Genomic DNA, 17,488 nt, shown 5'->3' with positions numbered 1-17,488 from the left:
TGAAATGGTATCACCAAGATGGCGATCCAAAACCCGCCCATACAACCGTGAACAATTCGTAGGGGCTGTTTTTGAGAACATCCCTGTAACAGAACAAACAATTAAAAGTGAGGAGTCAAAATTGAGTAACACCTAGTGCAGAATCTTAGATTGAATTATCTCTCTGATAACTATCAACTGATAACAACTGCTTCGACAATTGCTTTTTGGGTGAGGAAATCTACGCTAGTAATTGCCCAGCGTAACGGTTCTCCAGACAAACGTAATTGTGTCTCAATTGCTTGCAGTAACTGGGCTGGCGTTTCCTGAAGATTAATTTCTAGAGTGATAAATTGAGTAGTCATGTAATGGCGGGAGTCGGGAGTCGAGCAAGGGTACAGGGTTTAATTGTAAATTGTGAATTGCAAATTCTCTCCCCTGTCTCCCTTGTCTCCCTTGTCTTCCTTGTCTTCCTTGTCTTCCTTGTCTTCCTTGTCTTCCTTATCTCCCTTGTCCTTCACTTCTGGGGTTGTCCAAATTGCAAATCGTATAACTCGTCTTCTTTTTCCGTTTCAATTTTCAAATCGGAACGGGGACGGGCAACACATAGCAAGACATAGCCTTGTTGTTGAAGTTCGGGACTCACACCCATTCCATCGCTTTGATCTACAGTTCCTTCTAGAATTTTGCCAGCGCAGGTAGTACAAACGCCTGCATTACAAGAACTCGGCAAGTCTAGCCCAGCAGCAGTAGCAGCCCGTAAAATGATTTTGTCTTCTGGGACTTGGATCGTGTGAGTTTCGCCTTGGTGATGGATTTGAACCGTGTAAGTTTGAGACATATATAAAGTTAGGGCGATCGCAAGCTCGAACGCAGCATCAGCTATTGTAAATTGCTCACCAGTTATTTTATCTTGTACGGTCGGGTTCTAACGAATGGTCATTAGTCATTCGTCATTTGTCATTGGTTGTTGGTGAGTAGCTAGTCACCGAATCTTTATTTAGTCACTAGCCACCAGCCACTAACCACTGATAACTGTTAACTGATAACTGATAACTGGCTCTTGCTAGCACTAAGCTGGAAGTAGGAAGTAAAAATACTGGAGATCCTTAAGAGGTAGAGAATGCTGGAACAATATCGGCAGCAAGTAGCAGAACGCGGGGCATTAGGTATTCCGCCGTTACCATTGGATGCGGCACAAACATCGGATTTGTGTGAATTGCTGAAACATCCGCCTGCTGGGGAAGAGGAGACATTGCTGCACCTGTTGCGCGATCGCATTCCTCCTGGTGTCGATCCGGCGGCTTATGTCAAGGCTGGGTTTTTAACGGCTGTGGCTAAGGGTGACGTGACGAGTCCCCTTGTTTCCCCTACAGATGCGATCGCTTTATTGGGGACGATGGTAGGCGGTTATAACGTGCGATCGCTAATCGATCTACTCAGTGCGGAGGCGACTTTAGCTGCTGCTGCTGCCAAGGCTTTGAGTAAGATCGCTCTAGTTTATGAGTCTTACCACGATGTTTTGGATTTGTCAAGTGAAGGCAATCCTTACGCTAAGCAGGTAGTTGATTCTTGGGCAAATGCCGAGTGGTTCACTTCTCGCCCGACTTTACCTGAAGCTATCACCGTCACTGTATTTAAAGTGCCTGGGGAGACGAACACGGACGATTTATCTCCTGCACCCCATGCTACTACACGCCCTGATATTCCCTTACATGCCTTAGTGATGTTGGAATCGCGGCAACCTGGTAGTTTAGAAACGATCGCTCAGTTAAAGCAAAAAGGACATCCTGTAGCTTATGTTGGCGATGTTGTCGGTACGGGTTCTTCCCGCAAGTCGGCAATTAACTCGGTGTTGTGGCATATCGGTCAAGATATTCCCTGCATTCCCAACAAGCGGGCAGGGGGGTATATTTTAGGTAGTGCGATCGCGCCAATTTTCTTCAATACAGCTGAGGATGCTGGTGCATTGCCAATTCAGTGTGATGTCACCCAGATGGAAACGGGTATGGTAATTACCATCCATCCTTATAAAGGGGAAATTACCAACGAAGCAGGCGAAGTTATCTCTACCTTCACTCTCAAACCCGACACGATTTTAGATGAAGTGCGTGCAGGCGGGCGTATCCCGTTATTAATTGGACGTACTCTCACCGATAAAACTCGCACGGCATTGGGATTAGAATCGAGTCCTATTTTCACTCGTCCCAAGCAACCAGTTGATACGGGTAAAGGCTTCACTCTAGCGCAAAAGATGGTGGGTAAAGCTTGCGGTTTAGCTGGTGTGCGTCCTGGGACTTACTGCGAACCGATTATGACTACTGTTGGTTCCCAGGATACCACGGGACCCATGACGCGCGATGAGTTGAAAGAACTTGCATGTTTGGGTTTCAGTGCTGACTTGGTGATGCAAAGTTTCTGTCATACGGCAGCTTATCCCAAACCTGTAGATGTGAAAGTTCACCACGAACTCCCCGATTTCATGTCTTCTCGCGCTGGCGTTGCCTTGCGTCCTGGGGATGGTATCATTCACTCTTGGTTAAATCGGATGCTGTTACCCGATACTGTCGGGACTGGTGGCGATTCTCACACCCGCTTTCCTTTGGGAATTTCTTTCCCTGCTGGTTCTGGGTTGGTAGCGTTTGCAGCGGCTTTAGGTGTAATGCCTTTGGATATGCCGGAATCTGTTTTAGTTAGATTCAAAGGTGAGTTGCAACCAGGTGTAACGCTGCGAGATATTGTCAACGCTATTCCCTACGTTGCTATCCAAAAAGGCTTGCTGACGGTAGCCAAACAGAATAAGAAAAATATCTTTTCTGGACGGATTATGGAAATAGAAGGCTTGCCGGATTTAAAAGTCGAACAAGCTTTTGAACTCACCGATGCGACAGCAGAAAGATCTTGTGCGGGTTGTACCATCAAATTGAGTATCGAAACTGTTTCCGAATATTTGCGTTCTAATATCGCGCTGATGAAAAATATGGTAGCGCGGGGTTATCAGGATGCTAAAACTATCATGCGGCGCGTTGCCAAGATGGAAGAATGGTTAGCAAATCCTGTGTTGATGGAAGGCGATGCTGATGCAGAATATGCCGAAATCATCGAAATTGATTTGAATGAAATCAAGGAACCAATTGTTGCCGCACCTAACGATCCTGACAACGTGAAATTGTTATCGGAAGTGGAAAACGATCCGGTACAAGAAGTATTTGTTGGTTCCTGTATGACTAATATCGGTCATTATCGGGCAACCGCGAAAGTATTAGAAGGTGCTGGCGCTGTTAAAACTCGTTTGTGGATTTGTCCGCCTACCCGCATGGATGAAAAACAACTCAAGGAAGAGGGTGTTTACGGTGTGTTTGGTGCGGCTGGTGCGAGAACAGAAATGCCTGGTTGCAGTTTATGTATGGGTAATCAGGCGCGGGTTGAAGATGGCGTAACGGTGTTTTCTACTTCTACGCGCAACTTCAATAACCGCATGGGTAAAGATGCCCAAGTTTACCTCGGTTCGGCAGAATTAGCTGCTGTTTGTGCGTTGCTCGGTCGTCTGCCTTCCGTACAGGAATATATGGACATCGTAGCGCATAAAATTCATCCTTTTGCTGGCGATTTGTATCGTTATTTAAACTTCGACCAAATCTCAGGTTTTGCGGATGAGGGAAGGGTAATTCCTTTAGAAGAGATGCCTCGGATTGAGGATATTTTGGGAATGCCTACGGCTGCTAGTAAGTCATAATTGTAGGGTGGGCAATGCCCACCCTATTTCTACATAAATTTTGCACAATAGGATAACTTGAATTATGAGTGAAACTATAACAGTTGTATTTGACGGTCAAGTTTTTCGTCCAGATTCTCCACCTAATTTAGAACCAAATACACGCTACACTATTACAGTTGAATCTGTCGAGCCTGTAGTTAAAGACAATGCTTGGGATGTTCTAGAGGCAATGGCAGGAACGGTAGAAGCTCCTAGCGATTGGTCTAGCCAACACGACCATTATCTATATGGCACACCAAAACATAACACTGAAAATAATGAATGAATGGCGATCGCTTGTTTATAGATACTGTATTTATTCAAGCCTTACTGAATCGTAATGACCAGTATCACCAACAGGCTAAATCCTTTTTACCACGATTACGTGCTGCTTTAGAAGTATGGGTGACTGAAGCAGTTTTGATTGAAGTTGGCAATGCTTTAAGTGCTACTAATCGTACAGCAGCTATTCAGTTTATTGAGCAGTGCTACCAGACAAGTAATATACAAGTTGTCTCTGTCGATACGCAATTGCTAAGCCGTGCTATACAACTTTACCAATCTCGTCCAGATAAAACCTGGGGACTTACGGATTGCATATCATTTATTGTTATGCAAGACCAAGGTTTAATCAACGCGGTTACAGTTGATAGGCATTTTGTCCAAGCAGGTTATCGTGCTTTATTGTTAGAGTAATTTTAGCAAATGTATTAGACTGAGCAGTATCTTTACTTGCAGCAATCATAAAACCGTAGAAAGTTTCTAACAAAAGTCAAAAAGTTTTTATTTTTATTGTTGCATTCTGTTAGTTCTCACTCTTTGCTGTATTTGCTAGAATCATGCTTACTGCTAAGCCTAAATATTACTCCCAGCAACCTAAAAATTATTCCCAAAAAGAACATTGCTACTAATCCATAAACCAAAATATCCAATCTAAGATCTCCAATTAGTTCTCTTTGGAATTTTGTTTTCGGAGAAGTCCAATAAAAACTGGGTTTCCAGTATTGCAAAGCAAAAAATAATAAAAGTATCAGAGCTGCTATGGCTGTGCCTTTATAACTATTTGTTAACTTGTTAGCCTTGGGAGACATAACCTTTCTTAAAGAGAGTAATATGGTACTAAACAAATATTATCAGTAGAATAGGAAAGTCGTGCTAAGCGTCTAAGCGTCTAGCTGGGGGCTGTTGAATTCTAGTTTTGTTAAAAGCATCTGATAGTTCTAATGTAAATTTAGGAAAGAAGTAACGATGCTAGAAATTCACAAAAGTTATATCCTTGATGAGAAAGGACAACCTATAGCCGTACAAATTCCTATTGCTGAGTTTGAAAAAATTGAAGAAATACTAGAAGATTATGGCTTAGCGCAACTGATGAATGAAGTAAAAGATGAAAAGCCATTATCTAAAGATGAAGCTTTGCAACAACTCATAAAAGAAGAGTAAAGCGCGATCGCACCCCTACCTCTACAAACGCGATCGCTATTTTAAACTATAAATATTTAAGAATCAACTTGCTCGATTCCCATTAAATACCACTTATTTTCAGCATCTATACTAATATTCCAATATTCAGTAAAAGATCGCGGTTCAGGTTCGCCACTTCTGACGTATCCTTGAGGAGAGAGAACGAAGTTAGTTATTTTTGCATTTATCTGTATTTTAAACATATGCTTGTCTTGCTCTTGTCTGTAACTAATCGGTGCAAGTTCAATTATTTCAGGTTGATAAACAATATCAAAATTATTGCCAAAATCACGTAGAAAAATATATTCTTGTTTAGAGTAAAATGGCTCGGCAACATACTCAACCATTCGAGTAAATTTTTTCATCATCCAGTCAGATTGATACTGGATAAATAGTTGACTTACTTTTTCTATTAGTTCCGCTTTACTACATATGTGCTGATAGTCTTGTTCGTTAATTTCTGATGTAATTGGAAGTAAATGCCAAATTTCATTATCTTTTCTATAACTGCTAGAGTATCGACTAATAAACTTCGGATTTACAAGTTTAGTAAAATTAATTAAATCTAAATCGTTAGTAAATTCTTCCCTTGGCTTAGCAATATCTAGCATTATACTTACTAAAAGTATAAATACACTTGTTAAAAAAAGAATATCTTGTCAAGAATTGAGAGAAACGAATTACCTCCATGCCCTCCTCCATGTCCGCCACCGCCGCCACCGCCGCCACCGCCGCCACCGCCGCCACCGCCACCACCACCACCACCTTTGTTATGTACTAATATGTTGTTTGCATAAAAGTTATGCTGAGGATTAATAGAAATCAGATTATAGACGGTGATAGGTTTATTTATATGCTCAATAGAAGAAATAATATGAGTAGCAGCATCTTCTCCTACAAGGCGATCGCCTACTTTTATTCTTCGCGCTTCAACTAAATCGATTCCTGTAGAAGTTTGAATGTAAAACGGGTGAGTTCCCGTAACTTTGAGCGTTTCGTTAATTATAAAATAATCAGGAGAAGATAAAACTTGAATTTCACCAACTTTCCCTACTTCAGAATGATGCGTGGTAAAGTTGTAACTAATAACGCGATCGCCTGGATGCAATTGCTCAATTAATTTATCGCCCGTTGGAGTTGAAATTGTGGTTCCCTCTCCAAAGCAACCGCCACGAGCATAAGCAAAATTAGGTAAACAGAAAAATAATAATAAAATAGCCAAACTCATTCCTAACAGTTTGGCACATCCAATAATTTTCATTGAAATATTACTTTTCCAACCGCACGGCGTACCACCGCAAAAACTGCCCTGGTTCTAAGTCTAAATCGCAACTCGTATCGATTAAATACTTAGCCTGAGCTTCGATAGAGTTGAACTTTTGCAACTCTGGGGGTAAATTCTGTTGCCTCTGACTCAAAACATCTTTAAGCTTTTCTAACAATTCCGCAGCCGTAAGAAATTGTTCTGGCTGGTTTGGTTCTAGGACAACAAAGTGATCCTCTTGATACATTAAAGGGTCTGTCATAAATTAATTGTAACTTAGGATATAGTGACAAAATGCGTGTTTCAGCTGCTAGTTTAAAAGAAAACGCAACTATCTGAGTGCCGAATCGGAAGATTTTATGACCCGAAAGACAGCTTGCCTAGTATTTAACCCAGTTGCTGGTCAAAGTAACCCCGAACAAGATTTAGCACAAATTAGATCGCTGTTAGAGCCGGAGTTTGACTTGGATATTCGGATGACAACAGCAGAAATGGATGCGGATGAAATCGCCAGAGAAGCGATCGCAGATGGCGCAAAAGTTATTATCGCATCTGGCGGCGACGGTACTCTCTCAGCGGCGGCTGATGCTGTAGTGGGAACGGATATTCCCTTAGGTGTTATTTCTCGCGGTACGGCTAACGCTTTTGCCGCAGCTTTAGAACTACCAGATACAATTGAAGCTGCTTGTCAGATGATTTTAGGAGGAGTAACGCGCAAAGTTGATGCGGCTTTGTGCAACGATCGCCCGATGGTATTGCTAGCTGGCATTGGGTTTGAGGCGGAAACGGTAGAAAAAGCAGATCGTCAGGCGAAAAAGCGATTTGGAATGCTAGCTTATGTAATGGCTGGACTGCAACAGTTGCGCGAATTGGAAAGCTTTACAGCAGAAATTGAGACAGAAGACAGAATTATCAACGTCACGGCTGCTGCAATTACCGTAGCCAACGCCGCACCACCTACCTCGGTCTTAGCTCAAGGTCCAGACGGGGTAGTATTCGATGATGGACTATTAGATGTTACCGTAGTTTCTTCTACAACTCGCGCCGGAGCGATCGCAGCTTCTTTTCACTTACTCTCTACAGCTTTAAATGAGAATGCAGCCGAACGAGATGACGTAGGGTATTTACGCGCCGAACGAGTCAAAATTCGCACCGATCCGCCGCAAAAAGTTGTTTTAGATGGCGAAATCATTGGTGAGACACCTATCGATGTTAAATGCATTCCAGATGGACTGACGATTTTTGTCCCAAAGGAAGCAGCACCACCCTCAGCCGCAGAAAAACTGGAAGGACTGCCAGATTTGATTGTGGAAAATAAAGTGGTTGTCGGGTTTGCGGATTAATCAGTTATTAGTGACTAGTGACTAGTGGCTGGTGACTAGAATTCTCCCCCTTGTCCCCCTTGTCCCCTCCCAACCAAAAAGCTACACTTCCACCACAACTTTCCCGACTGCTTGACCTGATTCGGCGTAGCGATGGGCTTCTGCGACTTCGGAGAAACGAAAGGATTTAGGATCGAGTAAGGGGCGGATTTTGCCCTGGTCTACGAGTTTGGCAACGTTGAAGAGGATTTTGCCATGTTCGGCTCGTTCCGTGCCGTATAACATACGTAAGAGCATGAAAACGACGTGTAAGGTTAGTCCTTTGGCATGAAGGGGGCTGAGGTCGTGGGTAGAACGGGTAGAAATAGAGACTACAGTACCGTGCATTGCTGCCGCAGCGAAAGAGCGATCGAGGTTGTCTTTACCAACTGTATCAAAAACTACGTCAAAGCCTTTGCCTGAAGTGTATTCTGCGACGTATTCTTCTACGGTTTGCTGACGATAATTGATGACTGTATTGACTCCTAAATTGTGGGCGATCGCTTTCTTCTCTTCATTAGAAACTGTAGTATAGACTTTTGCCCCCGCCCATTTTGCCAATTGAATGCCAATATGACCGACTCCTCCAGTTGCAGCATGAACTAGTACTTTTTGTCCTGGCTGGATTTTGGCGCGATAAATTAAACTTTCCCAGGCTGTAATTGCGACTAATGGTAAAGCAGCAGCTTCTTTCATTGAAAGCGATTTGGGCTTTAATGCAAGTAAATCGGCATCGGCTAGCATATATTCTGCTAAAGCGCCACCCATACCTTTAAATCCGCCTGCACAGCCGTAGACTTCATCCCCAGGTTTAAAAGTGGTGACTCCTTCCCCCACTGCTTCAACTACTCCCGCAACATCTCCATGCAACACGGCAGGGAATTCAGGCGCGATCGCGGGCATTGCCCCTCGTCGCAGTTTAAAATCAACTGGATTGACGCTGGTAGCTGCAACTCGAATTAAAACATGACCGGGAATCACTTCTGGTTTTGGTAGTTCTATAGTTTGGAATACGCTTGGTTCGCCAAAAGAGGCGATCGCTTGGGCTTTCATGGTAGTTGGTAATAGGTAATGGGTAATTGGTGGTTGGTGTCAGTATTGCGATAGTTTTGACTTTTAACTTTTAATTTTTGACTTTTTTCCTAATGCCACTGTCATCACTACTATAGTTGCAGCTCCTAGAGTTAGAGGTGTAATTGTCTCACCAAGTAAGAGCGCTGAGGCGAAAATTGTCAAAAATGGCTGCAAAAGTTGAACTTGTCCGACTCTGGCGACACCACCCAAAGCTAGTCCGCGATACCAAGGGAAAAAAGCCAGAAATTGACTGATAATACTAACGTAAGCAAATCCCAACCAGGCAGAAGGGGAGGCGGTTAATCCATGCTGGTAAACTGCGATCGCGGTTGGTATGACTAATATTGGGGCTGTAAACACTAATGCCCAACAAATCACCTGCCACCCACCTAAATCTTTTGCCAACCGTCCCCCTTCCGCATAACTCACAGCCGCAGCGAAACCCGCGCCAAGTAAAACCAAATCTGCCCAGTGCATTTGTCCTGCACCCGAAATAATGGCGAACAGCACGACGGTGCTACTACCTGCAATGCTGGCAATCCAGAAACCTAAACTGGGGCGTTCTCCTAATCGCCAAGCGCCTGCTAGTGCCGTTGCTAAAGGCATCAGTCCTAGAACCACTCCGCCGTGGGCAGATGGTAGCTGTTGCATTGCCCAAGCTGAGAGTAAGGGAAATCCTAAAACCACCCCCGCAGCAACAATCGCTATACTTTTCCAGTAACGGCGCTTGGGTAAGGGTTGACGAGTTGCCTGTAAAACCAACATTGCCAAAAATGCTGCGACAATCGCCCTTCCTAAACCAACAAAATTGGGGTCAAAATCGGTAACGGCAGCCCGGGTTGCTGGTAGTGTTAAGCTAAAGCCAAATACCCCCACAAAGCCATATATTAATCCCAGTAGTTCGGGATCGATGCCGCGAATTTTTTGATTTTGTTTCACCCTTGCAACTTCCTCCTTCTTGGCGCACCACAGGGAATACTTTCAGGTTTAGCCAGGAAAAAGCGATCGCGGAAGGTACGGATTTAGGAATTTTATTCTAGTACAGTGAAATTTTACGTTTTTCTACTAGGTAAGACGATCGATTCTGTCTGAAATAGCAAAATAAATTATATAATAATTTTTCATAATTCTTCAAAATATGCCGGTTAAAATTTTTAGCTTTATATTTTTTCTATTTGGGTTTTTTCTAATTTGGCAAGGTTTTATTGTACTTCAGATTTTTGGCTGGTTACTTATTTTGTTAGTCGCATACTATAGCAGTTGTTGGATTAGTCCATTATTTGTAACTGAAGGAAGGCAGCTAGTAAAAATATTTCAGATAGACCAACTAGAAGGAATTATTTGTAGTTCAATCCGCTTTCCCTACTGGTTAGATCTAGCTAATAGCCTGTTATTTATCCCAGAAGAGAAAGTCTTTTTCCCTGAATATAAAAAAGCCTTTGTGTTTGAATTAGAGACACAAAAAACCTACTGGAAGCCAATGAGTGAAGTCAATCTAGATGAAGCTAAACCTTTAAAATCTCTTCATACTGGCTCTACAGAGCAGCAAGACGGTTTGAGTATTTACTATGCATCTCCTTCAAAGGAAGGACTGAGAATCGAATGTAGTACTATTGGCTTTAGCTTACCAATTATTGGTTATTACTTTGCTTTTCCTTGTGGTAACGCTCATGGTTGGGAGTTAGCAAAACGTTTTTTTACCTGGAAGAAACAAGTTGTCAGAGCCGCGTCCGGTACAGTTTTAGTGAAGCTAAACAAAATTATCTTCAACGATAATGAACTAAGGTATTACGTTGTTGGAGATAATTCTGAAGGCGCAATTGCTTGGGTAATGGGAGGAAAGTTTTTGATAATCCACGAAAATAGGCGCGTCTTCGTACTCGGTTCTTTCAACCCGACTACATCTATCCCACAAACTAACGCACCGAACCCGTAATCTTTATCCTGCACCTACACCTACACCTACACCCTACGTTAAAACAAAATTGCGATCGCACACAAATCTACCATCCTAACGCGCGATCGCAAATCAAAAGCCCCCCAATTTATCGGGGGGTTGGGGGGATCTACTTCTTAGGAGAGATCAACATCATCATATTGCGCCCTTCCTTCTTCGGCGCTTGTTGTAACTCTCCTACCTCTTGCAGATCCGTTGCCATCCGCTTGAGCAAGGTTTCTGCCAAATCGCTGTGTTGAATTTCCCGACCTCGGAACATCACAGTTGCTTTCACCTTATCGCCATCTTTCAAGAAGCGTTCGGCTTGATTGACGCGCACTCGATAGTCATGTTCCTCAATCTTGTAGCGCATCTTCACTTCTTTCACGTCAGCCGTATGCTGCTTCTTCCGAGCTTCCCGCGCCTTCTTCTCCTGCTCGAATTTATACTTGCCGTAGTCCATAATTCGGCACACAGGCGGATCGGCTTTATCACTGAGCAGAACGAGGTCTAACTCTTTTTCCTCAGCAATTTGCAGTGCTTCGTAGGGAGTTAAAATTCCCATCTGACTGCCATCAGTATCGATGACTCGAATCTTAGGGAAGCGAATGCGTTCGTTAATTTGGGGTAAATCTTTTGTGGGTCTTCTTTTTTCAATCACAGGCATATAGGATTATTAGCAACTGTTTGTTAGATAACTGGGATGAATCCAGCTTGAGCAACTATTAGACTAAGACAACTATGTATACCTTCACACCAAAGAATCGGCTTTCGGAAACGTAACTAGTAGAGTCTACAATCCATAGCAAACAGCAGGCTTTCTTAGTACTTGCAATTCACGATAGCACTTTTTTCTGCTAGTTAGGGGTAGGGAAATTCCTCTATTTGCGAACTCCGATCGCCATCCATTTGTTAAGATCGCCTTAACTTATCAGGATAGATGCGATCGCCTCCCATCAAAACATCTCAATTGTTAAAATAATTTAGAGATTTTATAACTTTATTCAAATTGACCAAAACAAGCGTGGATACCTTATTACACTGGCAGCAACGGGTAGGTAGTCAAAGAGACTGGATTTGGCGTGGCTGGCAGACTCGCTACACTTTTATTCGCCCAGAACAACCTCAGCCTCAGACAACACCAATAATTTTACTGCATGGCTTTGGCACGTCAATCGGTCATTGGCGACAAAACTTAGCCGTGCTAGGGGAACAACACACAGTTTACGCGCTAGATATGTTGGGCTTTGGTGCGTCGGAAAAAGCTCCAGTGAGCTATAAGGTAGAACTGTGGGTAGAACAAGTTTACGATTTCTGGCGCACGTTTATTCAGCATCCAGTCGTCTTAGTTGGTAATTCTATCGGTTCGCTAGTGTCGCTGAGAGCAGCAGCCATGCATCCCGATATGGTGCAGGGTATTGTAATGCTCAGTCTTCCCGATCTATCTATCCGACAGGAAGCCATACCTAAGATTTTACGTCCCGCGATCGCCGCGATCGAAAATCTCTTCACCTCACCCCTATTAATTAAAACCATTTTTCGCATTGTCCGCCGCCCCCAAGTGGTAAAGCGTTGGGCAGGCATTGCATATGCTAATTCTGAAGCCGTAACTGATGAATTAGTAGATATTTTGTTAGGACCAGCTCAAGACCGAGGTTCGGCACAAGCTTTCTATGCCACGCTAAAAGCTATGTTGGATTCTCAATTCGATCCTTCAGTCAAGAGCATCTTGCCAAATCTAAACATTCCCATCCTACTGATTTGGGGACAGCAAGACCGCATGATTCCACCCGCTTTCGCTCCCAAGTTTGCTGCTTACAATCCTAACGTGCAGCTTCTAATTTTAGAGAATGCAGGACATTTCGCTCATGATGAGTGTCCTGAAGAAGTCAACCAAGCAGTCTTGAACTGGATCGACTCTTTCCTTGCCCGTCCCGATCTTGCTCTATACAAAGTTAATAATTAGTTGTTAATGGTTAATTGTTTGTATCGCCATTAACCATTAACAATCAGCCATCAGTTTTTATCCGATACTGACTTGATCGGTAGTTACGTCAGTTGCGCCTTGAACGTTTCTGGCAACAGAAACCATTTTTTGCAAAATATCTTGGCTGGGAACCTTGCCTTTTAAAACCACGGTACTGCCCGTTTGAGCTACGTAGAGAGTATCAATGTCAGTTAAGCTTTGGTCTTCATCAAATGCCAAAGCAACACGCTTAGCTAAACCACTCTGATCGTATTCTCCATTCAATCCTAGACGCTCGGGAGGAACTGATTCAGTGGCAGCAGCAGCCTGTGGCGTAGGATTAACTTGAGCATTTTGCGGTTTGTTCATGCCAAACAGTCTTTGTAACCAACCCATAGATTTTTCTCCTCAGTAATTAACTGCTCTCAGTGTAAGTTTGTGTAGCGATCGCCACACCTATCCGAAAGAAGATATAGTCACAAGTCGATCATCTTAAGAGTAAATCTACGAATTGAAGTTTAATTAAGTTAAATTTAATTTTTTTAGCTACTTTTTAACCTACAATTGCGCTGCAAGTCTCATTATCTACTTAGCGATCGCCCAACTCCCTTTTTGAGGAAGGCTAGGGGGAGCGAGTCTAGCTTCAAGCGCGTAACTCCTGCAACGACACGCGCCTTTTTTTCAGCTAGAAAACATTTGTTGAGAACGAAAGACGAGATAGATCGAGATAGAATATAAGGCTGAACAGATTGATTTTAGCGATCGGACAGAAAGTAGAGAGCAGTGAATAGCAACTATCAACCATCAACCATCTTCACGCATTGTAGCGCCAGCGCTTACCATCAACCATCAACCATCAACCATTAAAAATGAAACACACCCTTTCAGTTCTAGTGGAAGATGAAGCGGGGGTACTAACCCGCATTGCGGGTTTATTTGCCCGTCGTGGCTTTAACATTGAAAGCCTTGCTGTCGGTCAAGCGGAGCAAAACGGAGTCTCTCGAATTACAATGGTAGTCCCTGGGGACGATCGCGTTATCGAACAGCTGACCAAGCAGCTATATAAACTTGTCCACGTCCTCAAAGTCCAAGATATCACCGAAGTTCCTTGTGTCGAGCGGGAATTGATGTTGATTAAAGTGAATGCTACTAGCTCTAATCGCTCGGAAGTGATTGAAATCGCTCAGATCTTTCGCGCTAGAGTGGTCGATGTGGCTGAAGACTCTCTTACCTTAGAAGTTGTCGGCGACCCTGGTAAAATTGTCGCGCTCGTGCAGTTATTACAAAAGTTTGGACTGCGAGAGGTCGCCCGTACAGGTAAAATTGCCCTCGTGCGAGAGTCGGGAGTCAATACGGAATATCTTAAGTCTCAAGTCGAGGTAAAAGTGTCGTGAGTTAGGCTAAAGTCGTCAATCCGGCAAAATAGTCCTGTAATTGTTGGCTGTGATCGTGGGCAAGTTGACCGGGAGGTAAAGCGCCAGGAGGAAATGCACGAACTTCCATCACTTCTAATGGATCGCGGACTTTCATCCTGCCTGTGACATCTGCCTCAACTACAATACAAATCGAATGAATGCGCGGATCGCGATCGGGTGCGGAATAAACTCCTACCAGTCGTCGAATTTTGACTAAATCCAGCCCCGTTTCCTCGGCTAATTCTCGTTTGACTGCCGTAGCCACATCTTCACCCCAATCTACCATCCCTCCTGGTAGCGACCACAGCCCATTATCACGACGGCGAATCAAAACGATCCGACCATCAGGCAAGATGGGAATGATACTCGTGCCTGGGACGGGATGACGAAATATGATGCCGATGACAGTTTGAATAAATCGCCACCAGCGGCGTAGGGGTTGGGCGATCGCCTTAAAACTAGAAAAAATCACTATTTAACCGTTAATTAAAATTTATAAATTTTCATATGCTGAAAAAATTCGGTGAAACCCCAGACAGATAGTCTATCCCAGCTTTTGATAATGTCTTAATATAGTTTAAGTTCATCTTATCATTTATCGATCTCCAACTCAAAACTATGCCCAGAGCTGTATTTAGCTATAGCTTTTTCCCGAGATTAACTATTGAGATTCATTAATGTTTCTTAATGCAAATGGTGGCGATCGCGCGTGCTAAGTTGGAATTAGCTGACTACTACAGCCCGATTGGTTTATACTTATGACATTAATCCGCTAAGCTGGGAAAATACCGCTGATGTCGGTGAGTCCAATCGCCTCTAGAAACTCTAGGGGTGGTGTTTTGTTGTCTACAAATAATGAGGTGAACATGGCTAAGCGCCGTAACCAAAAAAAGAAAAGGCGCTACGGAATCAGGCATATGCCCGTAAGTTTCGTAAACGTGCAACTACGGGTCGGATGCAGAATCGTAGAAATCAACCTCAACCACAGGCTGAGGAAGATGAGGATACAGCAGCTAGTAACTAAGACCAGTTAACAGTTATCAGTTATCAGTTATCAGCCACAACCAAGCTTTCTGTAAAGAACAAAGACCCTGGTTCTTATTTACAATCTCGGTTGCTGACACAGTGTAAAAATGTTGCATGTAACGTCTTTACACTGGTCACTGGTCACTGGTCACTGTTAACCAAAGCTAGTCATGCTTTTGACTAAAAAACCAATAAAAATCCCGATCAGCAAAGCCCATACTTGCCCTGTTTGGATAAAGTGATCGAAAGCTTTCTGCCATTGACCTAGCAGATCTGGATCTTTGATACTTTGAGCTAGCGTACTATGCCAAGGCAAGTGCCAAAGTATTTGAGACATAGAACTCAAAACTTGAGTGTAGTGGGAAAACCACGTAGTGAGTGGAAGAACTGAACCGACAACCATAACGAGTCAATCTCCTAGCTGAGTATTTGCCTTCTCAAGGCAGCATAAGTTCATGACTGTCGTAACACATAGAATTGGTAGTGACCAGTATCAGTGACCAGTGACCAGTGACCAGTTATCAGTTATCAGTGAAGAAAGGGAGCGGGAGGAAGAGAGCTGAGGGAGTTGAGGAAGCGCAAGGTTGCGCTCGGGAGCAAGAGCTGTCAACCAACAACCAACAACTACCAATTACCAACTACCAATTACCAATTACTAGTTGATTCGCATCACTACCAAAGTCATATCGTCTTTATTTTGGTTAGTTGCGCCACTGATGAATTTGTGAACTTGAGCGAAAAGATATTCGAGAATTGCTTGGGGGTCTTGACAGTGGCGACAAGCAAATTTAAATTCGCCTTCTAGCCTTTCTTCGTCAAAGCGATCGCCTCTTTGATTAGCAGCATCAGTAAACCCGTCTGTATAGTAAATAATTGTGTCTCCTGGTTCTAACTGAACTTGAGCATCTTCGTAATTGCTATGAGCTTCAAGCCCGATCAACATGCCCTCTAAAGTATCTAAGCGCTTCACTGTTTTTGTAGCTGCTTGCCATAATAAGGGCGGATGATGGGCTGCATTACTGTAAGTCAACCTGCGCGTCTGTGGGTTGTATTCTGAATAGAATAAAGTGACAAAACGATGGGAATTTTCTAAATCGGTATACATGACCCGATTCAAATGCTGCAAAATTCGAGCTGGAGAATGTTCGTTTAATGCCTCAGCGCGCAACATTCCCCGCGTCATAGTCATGATGAGTCCGGCTGGAACCCCTTTGCCCATCACATCACCAATTACTAAGCCCCAGCAACTATCAGGGTTGCTACTTTTACCGTCTGCTTGATTCAAGTCGCGCTCGATCGGGATGAAGTCGTAGTAATCTCCGCCAACGCGGTTTGCTGGCTGACATCTCGCCGCTAGAGATACCCCAGGGACGTTAGGACATTGGCGAGGTAAAAGTCGTAATTGAATTTCTGCGCCAATTTCTAACTCGCGGTCTAGACGCTCTTTTTTGCGTAGTTCTACTTTTAGTTCGTCATTCTCAATTGCTACTGCTGTTTGATCGGCAACAAGTCGGACTAACTTCTGTCTGGTTTCCGTCCAAGTATATTCGGGATCGCTGCTAAAGACGTATAGTCGTCCCCGTTCTGCCTGCTTGACTAAAATTGTCGTACCAAATAACTGTATTTGCGATCCTAAGTGATGGCTGACTTGAGCATCTAAAGTTGCCGTAGCAGGAACGATTTGGGCTGTTGTAAGTGCAGTGGTGACGGCACTCGTGGCTGTTTCTAAAGCTTTACGGATTTGTTTGCGTTGGTGAATATCTTGGCAGTGTAGCTTTTCCAAGCTCACCTGACCGTTGGATTTGTAGAGGAACAATACCCCGCCGTCAGCATCCGTTACCCGTGTTGCTATTAACGGAATTAGTTCGAGAAACTGATTCAAATTATTGAAGCTCCTGAGGGCAAATCCCAAGGAACTTAGCAAATCTTGTACCTTATTCTGTTCCCGATACAGGCGCGCCACTAGTTCTTTGAGCGCTACAACTGGGTTAACATCAGTAGCGGCGCTGCTAGTTCGATCGGTGGGTTGGAAGGGCGGTTGAGGCACAGACACGGGTTTAGTTTTATTATGTTAGAGAGTAGTCGTGAGCCATCAAGTTAGGCAGTAAGAGTCATAGAACCAATAGCTAAGTAGTTTAGCAATGTCTTTTGAAGGATATACCTACAGCTACACTAAAAAAAGTGTGTTTTACCCCCTTTTGCTCCTGTTAGTATAGATTCTTTGACAACAATGTAGCTGAAAAAAT

The 17,488-nt window shown here is 43.5% G+C and carries 22 protein-coding genes; 9 read left to right on the top strand and 13 right to left on the bottom strand.

All coding sequences use genetic code 11. The annotated features are described in order from the left end of the window. Positions 1-173: 173 nt before the first annotated feature. Both CHRO_RS32080 and CHRO_RS11505 read right to left on the bottom strand, forming a co-directional pair. The gene (locus CHRO_RS32080) at positions 174-344 is read right to left on the bottom strand and encodes a hypothetical protein (protein WP_015154382.1); all 171 of its coding nucleotides are present in this window, start codon (positions 342-344) and stop codon (positions 174-176) included. 152 nt (positions 345-496) lie between these two features. Further along, positions 497-820, bottom strand: a complete 324-nt coding sequence (locus tag CHRO_RS11505) for a 2Fe-2S iron-sulfur cluster-binding protein (RefSeq protein WP_015154381.1) — start codon at positions 818-820, stop codon at positions 497-499. A gap of 282 nt (positions 821-1,102) precedes the next feature. On the opposite strand from CHRO_RS11505, the gene acnB reads away from it, so the two are divergent. The 3 genes from acnB to CHRO_RS11490 all read left to right on the top strand — a co-directional run bounded on the left by acnB (position 1,103) and on the right by CHRO_RS11490 (position 4,432). After that, complete coding sequence (gene acnB, locus CHRO_RS11500; RefSeq protein ID WP_015154380.1) at positions 1,103-3,715, top strand: bifunctional aconitate hydratase 2/2-methylisocitrate dehydratase; 2,613 nt, start codon at positions 1,103-1,105, stop codon at positions 3,713-3,715. Positions 3,716-3,779: 64 nt separating this feature from the next. Then, complete coding sequence (locus CHRO_RS11495; RefSeq protein ID WP_015154379.1) at positions 3,780-4,022, top strand: antitoxin family protein; 243 nt, start codon at positions 3,780-3,782, stop codon at positions 4,020-4,022. Next, entirely contained in the window at positions 4,019-4,432 is a 414-nt protein-coding gene (locus tag CHRO_RS11490) for a type II toxin-antitoxin system VapC family toxin (protein WP_015154378.1), read from the top strand. The genes CHRO_RS11495 and CHRO_RS11490 overlap by 4 nt, the downstream gene beginning before the upstream one ends. A gap of 116 nt (positions 4,433-4,548) precedes the next feature. On the opposite strand, the gene CHRO_RS11485 is transcribed toward CHRO_RS11490, so the two are convergent. Next, positions 4,549-4,827: a hypothetical protein gene (locus CHRO_RS11485; protein ID WP_015154377.1), complete on the bottom strand. Its 279-nt coding sequence runs from the start codon at positions 4,825-4,827 to the stop codon at positions 4,549-4,551. Positions 4,828-4,984: 157 nt separating this feature from the next. Between CHRO_RS11485 and CHRO_RS11480 the strand changes: the two genes are divergently transcribed. Beyond that, entirely contained in the window at positions 4,985-5,179 is a 195-nt protein-coding gene (locus CHRO_RS11480) for a hypothetical protein (RefSeq protein WP_015154376.1), read from the top strand. Positions 5,180-5,235: 56 nt separating this feature from the next. Here CHRO_RS11480 and CHRO_RS11475 read toward each other — a convergent pair whose 3' ends face one another. The 3 genes from CHRO_RS11475 to CHRO_RS11465 are packed head-to-tail and all read right to left on the bottom strand — an operon-like array spanning position 5,236 to position 6,726. Then, a complete protein-coding gene (locus CHRO_RS11475; RefSeq protein ID WP_015154375.1) occupies positions 5,236-5,811 on the bottom strand; it encodes a Tim44 domain-containing protein in 576 nt (191 codons plus the stop codon). Between the two features lie 29 nt (positions 5,812-5,840). Next, positions 5,841-6,461: a Hint domain-containing protein gene (locus CHRO_RS30450; RefSeq protein ID WP_015154374.1), complete on the bottom strand. Its 621-nt coding sequence runs from the start codon at positions 6,459-6,461 to the stop codon at positions 5,841-5,843. Between the two features lie 7 nt (positions 6,462-6,468). Next, entirely contained in the window at positions 6,469-6,726 is a 258-nt protein-coding gene (locus CHRO_RS11465) for a CRR7 family NDH-1 assembly protein (protein ID WP_015154373.1), read from the bottom strand. 97 nt (positions 6,727-6,823) lie between these two features. Between CHRO_RS11465 and CHRO_RS11460 the strand changes: the two genes are divergently transcribed. Next, positions 6,824-7,807 carry a YegS/Rv2252/BmrU family lipid kinase gene (locus tag CHRO_RS11460; protein ID WP_015154372.1) on the top strand — a complete coding sequence of 328 codons (984 nt, stop codon included), beginning with the start codon at positions 6,824-6,826 and terminating at the stop codon, positions 7,805-7,807. Positions 7,808-7,888: 81 nt separating this feature from the next. Here the strand turns inward: CHRO_RS11460 and CHRO_RS11455 are convergent, their stop codons facing one another. After that, positions 7,889-8,878, bottom strand: a complete 990-nt coding sequence (locus CHRO_RS11455) for a zinc-dependent alcohol dehydrogenase family protein (RefSeq protein WP_015154371.1) — start codon at positions 8,876-8,878, stop codon at positions 7,889-7,891. 63 nt (positions 8,879-8,941) lie between these two features. Continuing rightward, positions 8,942-9,838 (bottom strand): DMT family transporter, encoded by an 897-nt coding sequence (locus CHRO_RS11450; RefSeq protein ID WP_015154370.1) that lies wholly within the window; start codon positions 9,836-9,838, stop codon positions 8,942-8,944. Between the two features lie 199 nt (positions 9,839-10,037). Between CHRO_RS11450 and CHRO_RS11445 the strand changes: the two genes are divergently transcribed. Next, complete coding sequence (locus tag CHRO_RS11445; RefSeq protein WP_015154369.1) at positions 10,038-10,835, top strand: hypothetical protein; 798 nt, start codon at positions 10,038-10,040, stop codon at positions 10,833-10,835. Positions 10,836-10,965: 130 nt separating this feature from the next. Here CHRO_RS11445 and infC read toward each other — a convergent pair whose 3' ends face one another. Further along, positions 10,966-11,502 (bottom strand): translation initiation factor IF-3, encoded by a 537-nt coding sequence (gene infC, locus CHRO_RS11440; RefSeq protein ID WP_015154368.1) that lies wholly within the window; start codon positions 11,500-11,502, stop codon positions 10,966-10,968. Between the two features lie 357 nt (positions 11,503-11,859). Here infC and CHRO_RS11435 point away from each other — a divergent pair, with 357 nt between their 5' ends. Further along, entirely contained in the window at positions 11,860-12,801 is a 942-nt protein-coding gene (locus CHRO_RS11435; protein WP_015154367.1) for an alpha/beta fold hydrolase, read from the top strand. 57 nt (positions 12,802-12,858) lie between these two features. Here CHRO_RS11435 and CHRO_RS11430 read toward each other — a convergent pair whose 3' ends face one another. Then, positions 12,859-13,197 (bottom strand): hypothetical protein, encoded by a 339-nt coding sequence (locus tag CHRO_RS11430; protein WP_015154366.1) that lies wholly within the window; start codon positions 13,195-13,197, stop codon positions 12,859-12,861. Between the two features lie 473 nt (positions 13,198-13,670). On the opposite strand from CHRO_RS11430, the gene ilvN reads away from it, so the two are divergent. Beyond that, entirely contained in the window at positions 13,671-14,195 is a 525-nt protein-coding gene (ilvN, locus tag CHRO_RS11425; protein ID WP_015154365.1) for an acetolactate synthase small subunit, read from the top strand. A gap of 1 nt (position 14,196) precedes the next feature. On the opposite strand, the gene CHRO_RS11420 is transcribed toward ilvN, so the two are convergent. Both CHRO_RS11420 and CHRO_RS11415 read right to left on the bottom strand, forming a co-directional pair. Further along, complete coding sequence (locus tag CHRO_RS11420) at positions 14,197-14,688, bottom strand: NUDIX hydrolase (protein WP_015154364.1); 492 nt, start codon at positions 14,686-14,688, stop codon at positions 14,197-14,199. A 708-nt stretch (positions 14,689-15,396) separates the two neighbouring features. Then, the gene (locus CHRO_RS11415; RefSeq protein WP_041463045.1) at positions 15,397-15,579 is read right to left on the bottom strand and encodes a hypothetical protein; all 183 of its coding nucleotides are present in this window, start codon (positions 15,577-15,579) and stop codon (positions 15,397-15,399) included. A gap of 173 nt (positions 15,580-15,752) precedes the next feature. Here CHRO_RS11415 and CHRO_RS32075 point away from each other — a divergent pair, with 173 nt between their 5' ends. After that, a complete protein-coding gene (locus CHRO_RS32075) occupies positions 15,753-15,905 on the top strand; it encodes a hypothetical protein (protein ID WP_181245542.1) in 153 nt (50 codons plus the stop codon). On the opposite strand, the gene CHRO_RS11410 is transcribed toward CHRO_RS32075, so the two are convergent. Next, positions 15,898-17,295 carry a PP2C family protein-serine/threonine phosphatase gene (locus CHRO_RS11410; protein WP_041462442.1) on the bottom strand — a complete coding sequence of 466 codons (1,398 nt, stop codon included), beginning with the start codon at positions 17,293-17,295 and terminating at the stop codon, positions 15,898-15,900. The two genes, CHRO_RS32075 and CHRO_RS11410, sit on opposite strands and share 8 nt — an antisense overlap. Positions 17,296-17,488 lie beyond the last annotated feature (193 nt).

This window comes from Chroococcidiopsis thermalis PCC 7203 (assembly GCF_000317125.1).
Lineage (GTDB): Bacteria > Cyanobacteriota > Cyanobacteriia > Cyanobacteriales > Chroococcidiopsidaceae > Chroococcidiopsis > Chroococcidiopsis thermalis.
This window is presented reverse-complemented; position numbering and strand designations above follow the sequence as displayed.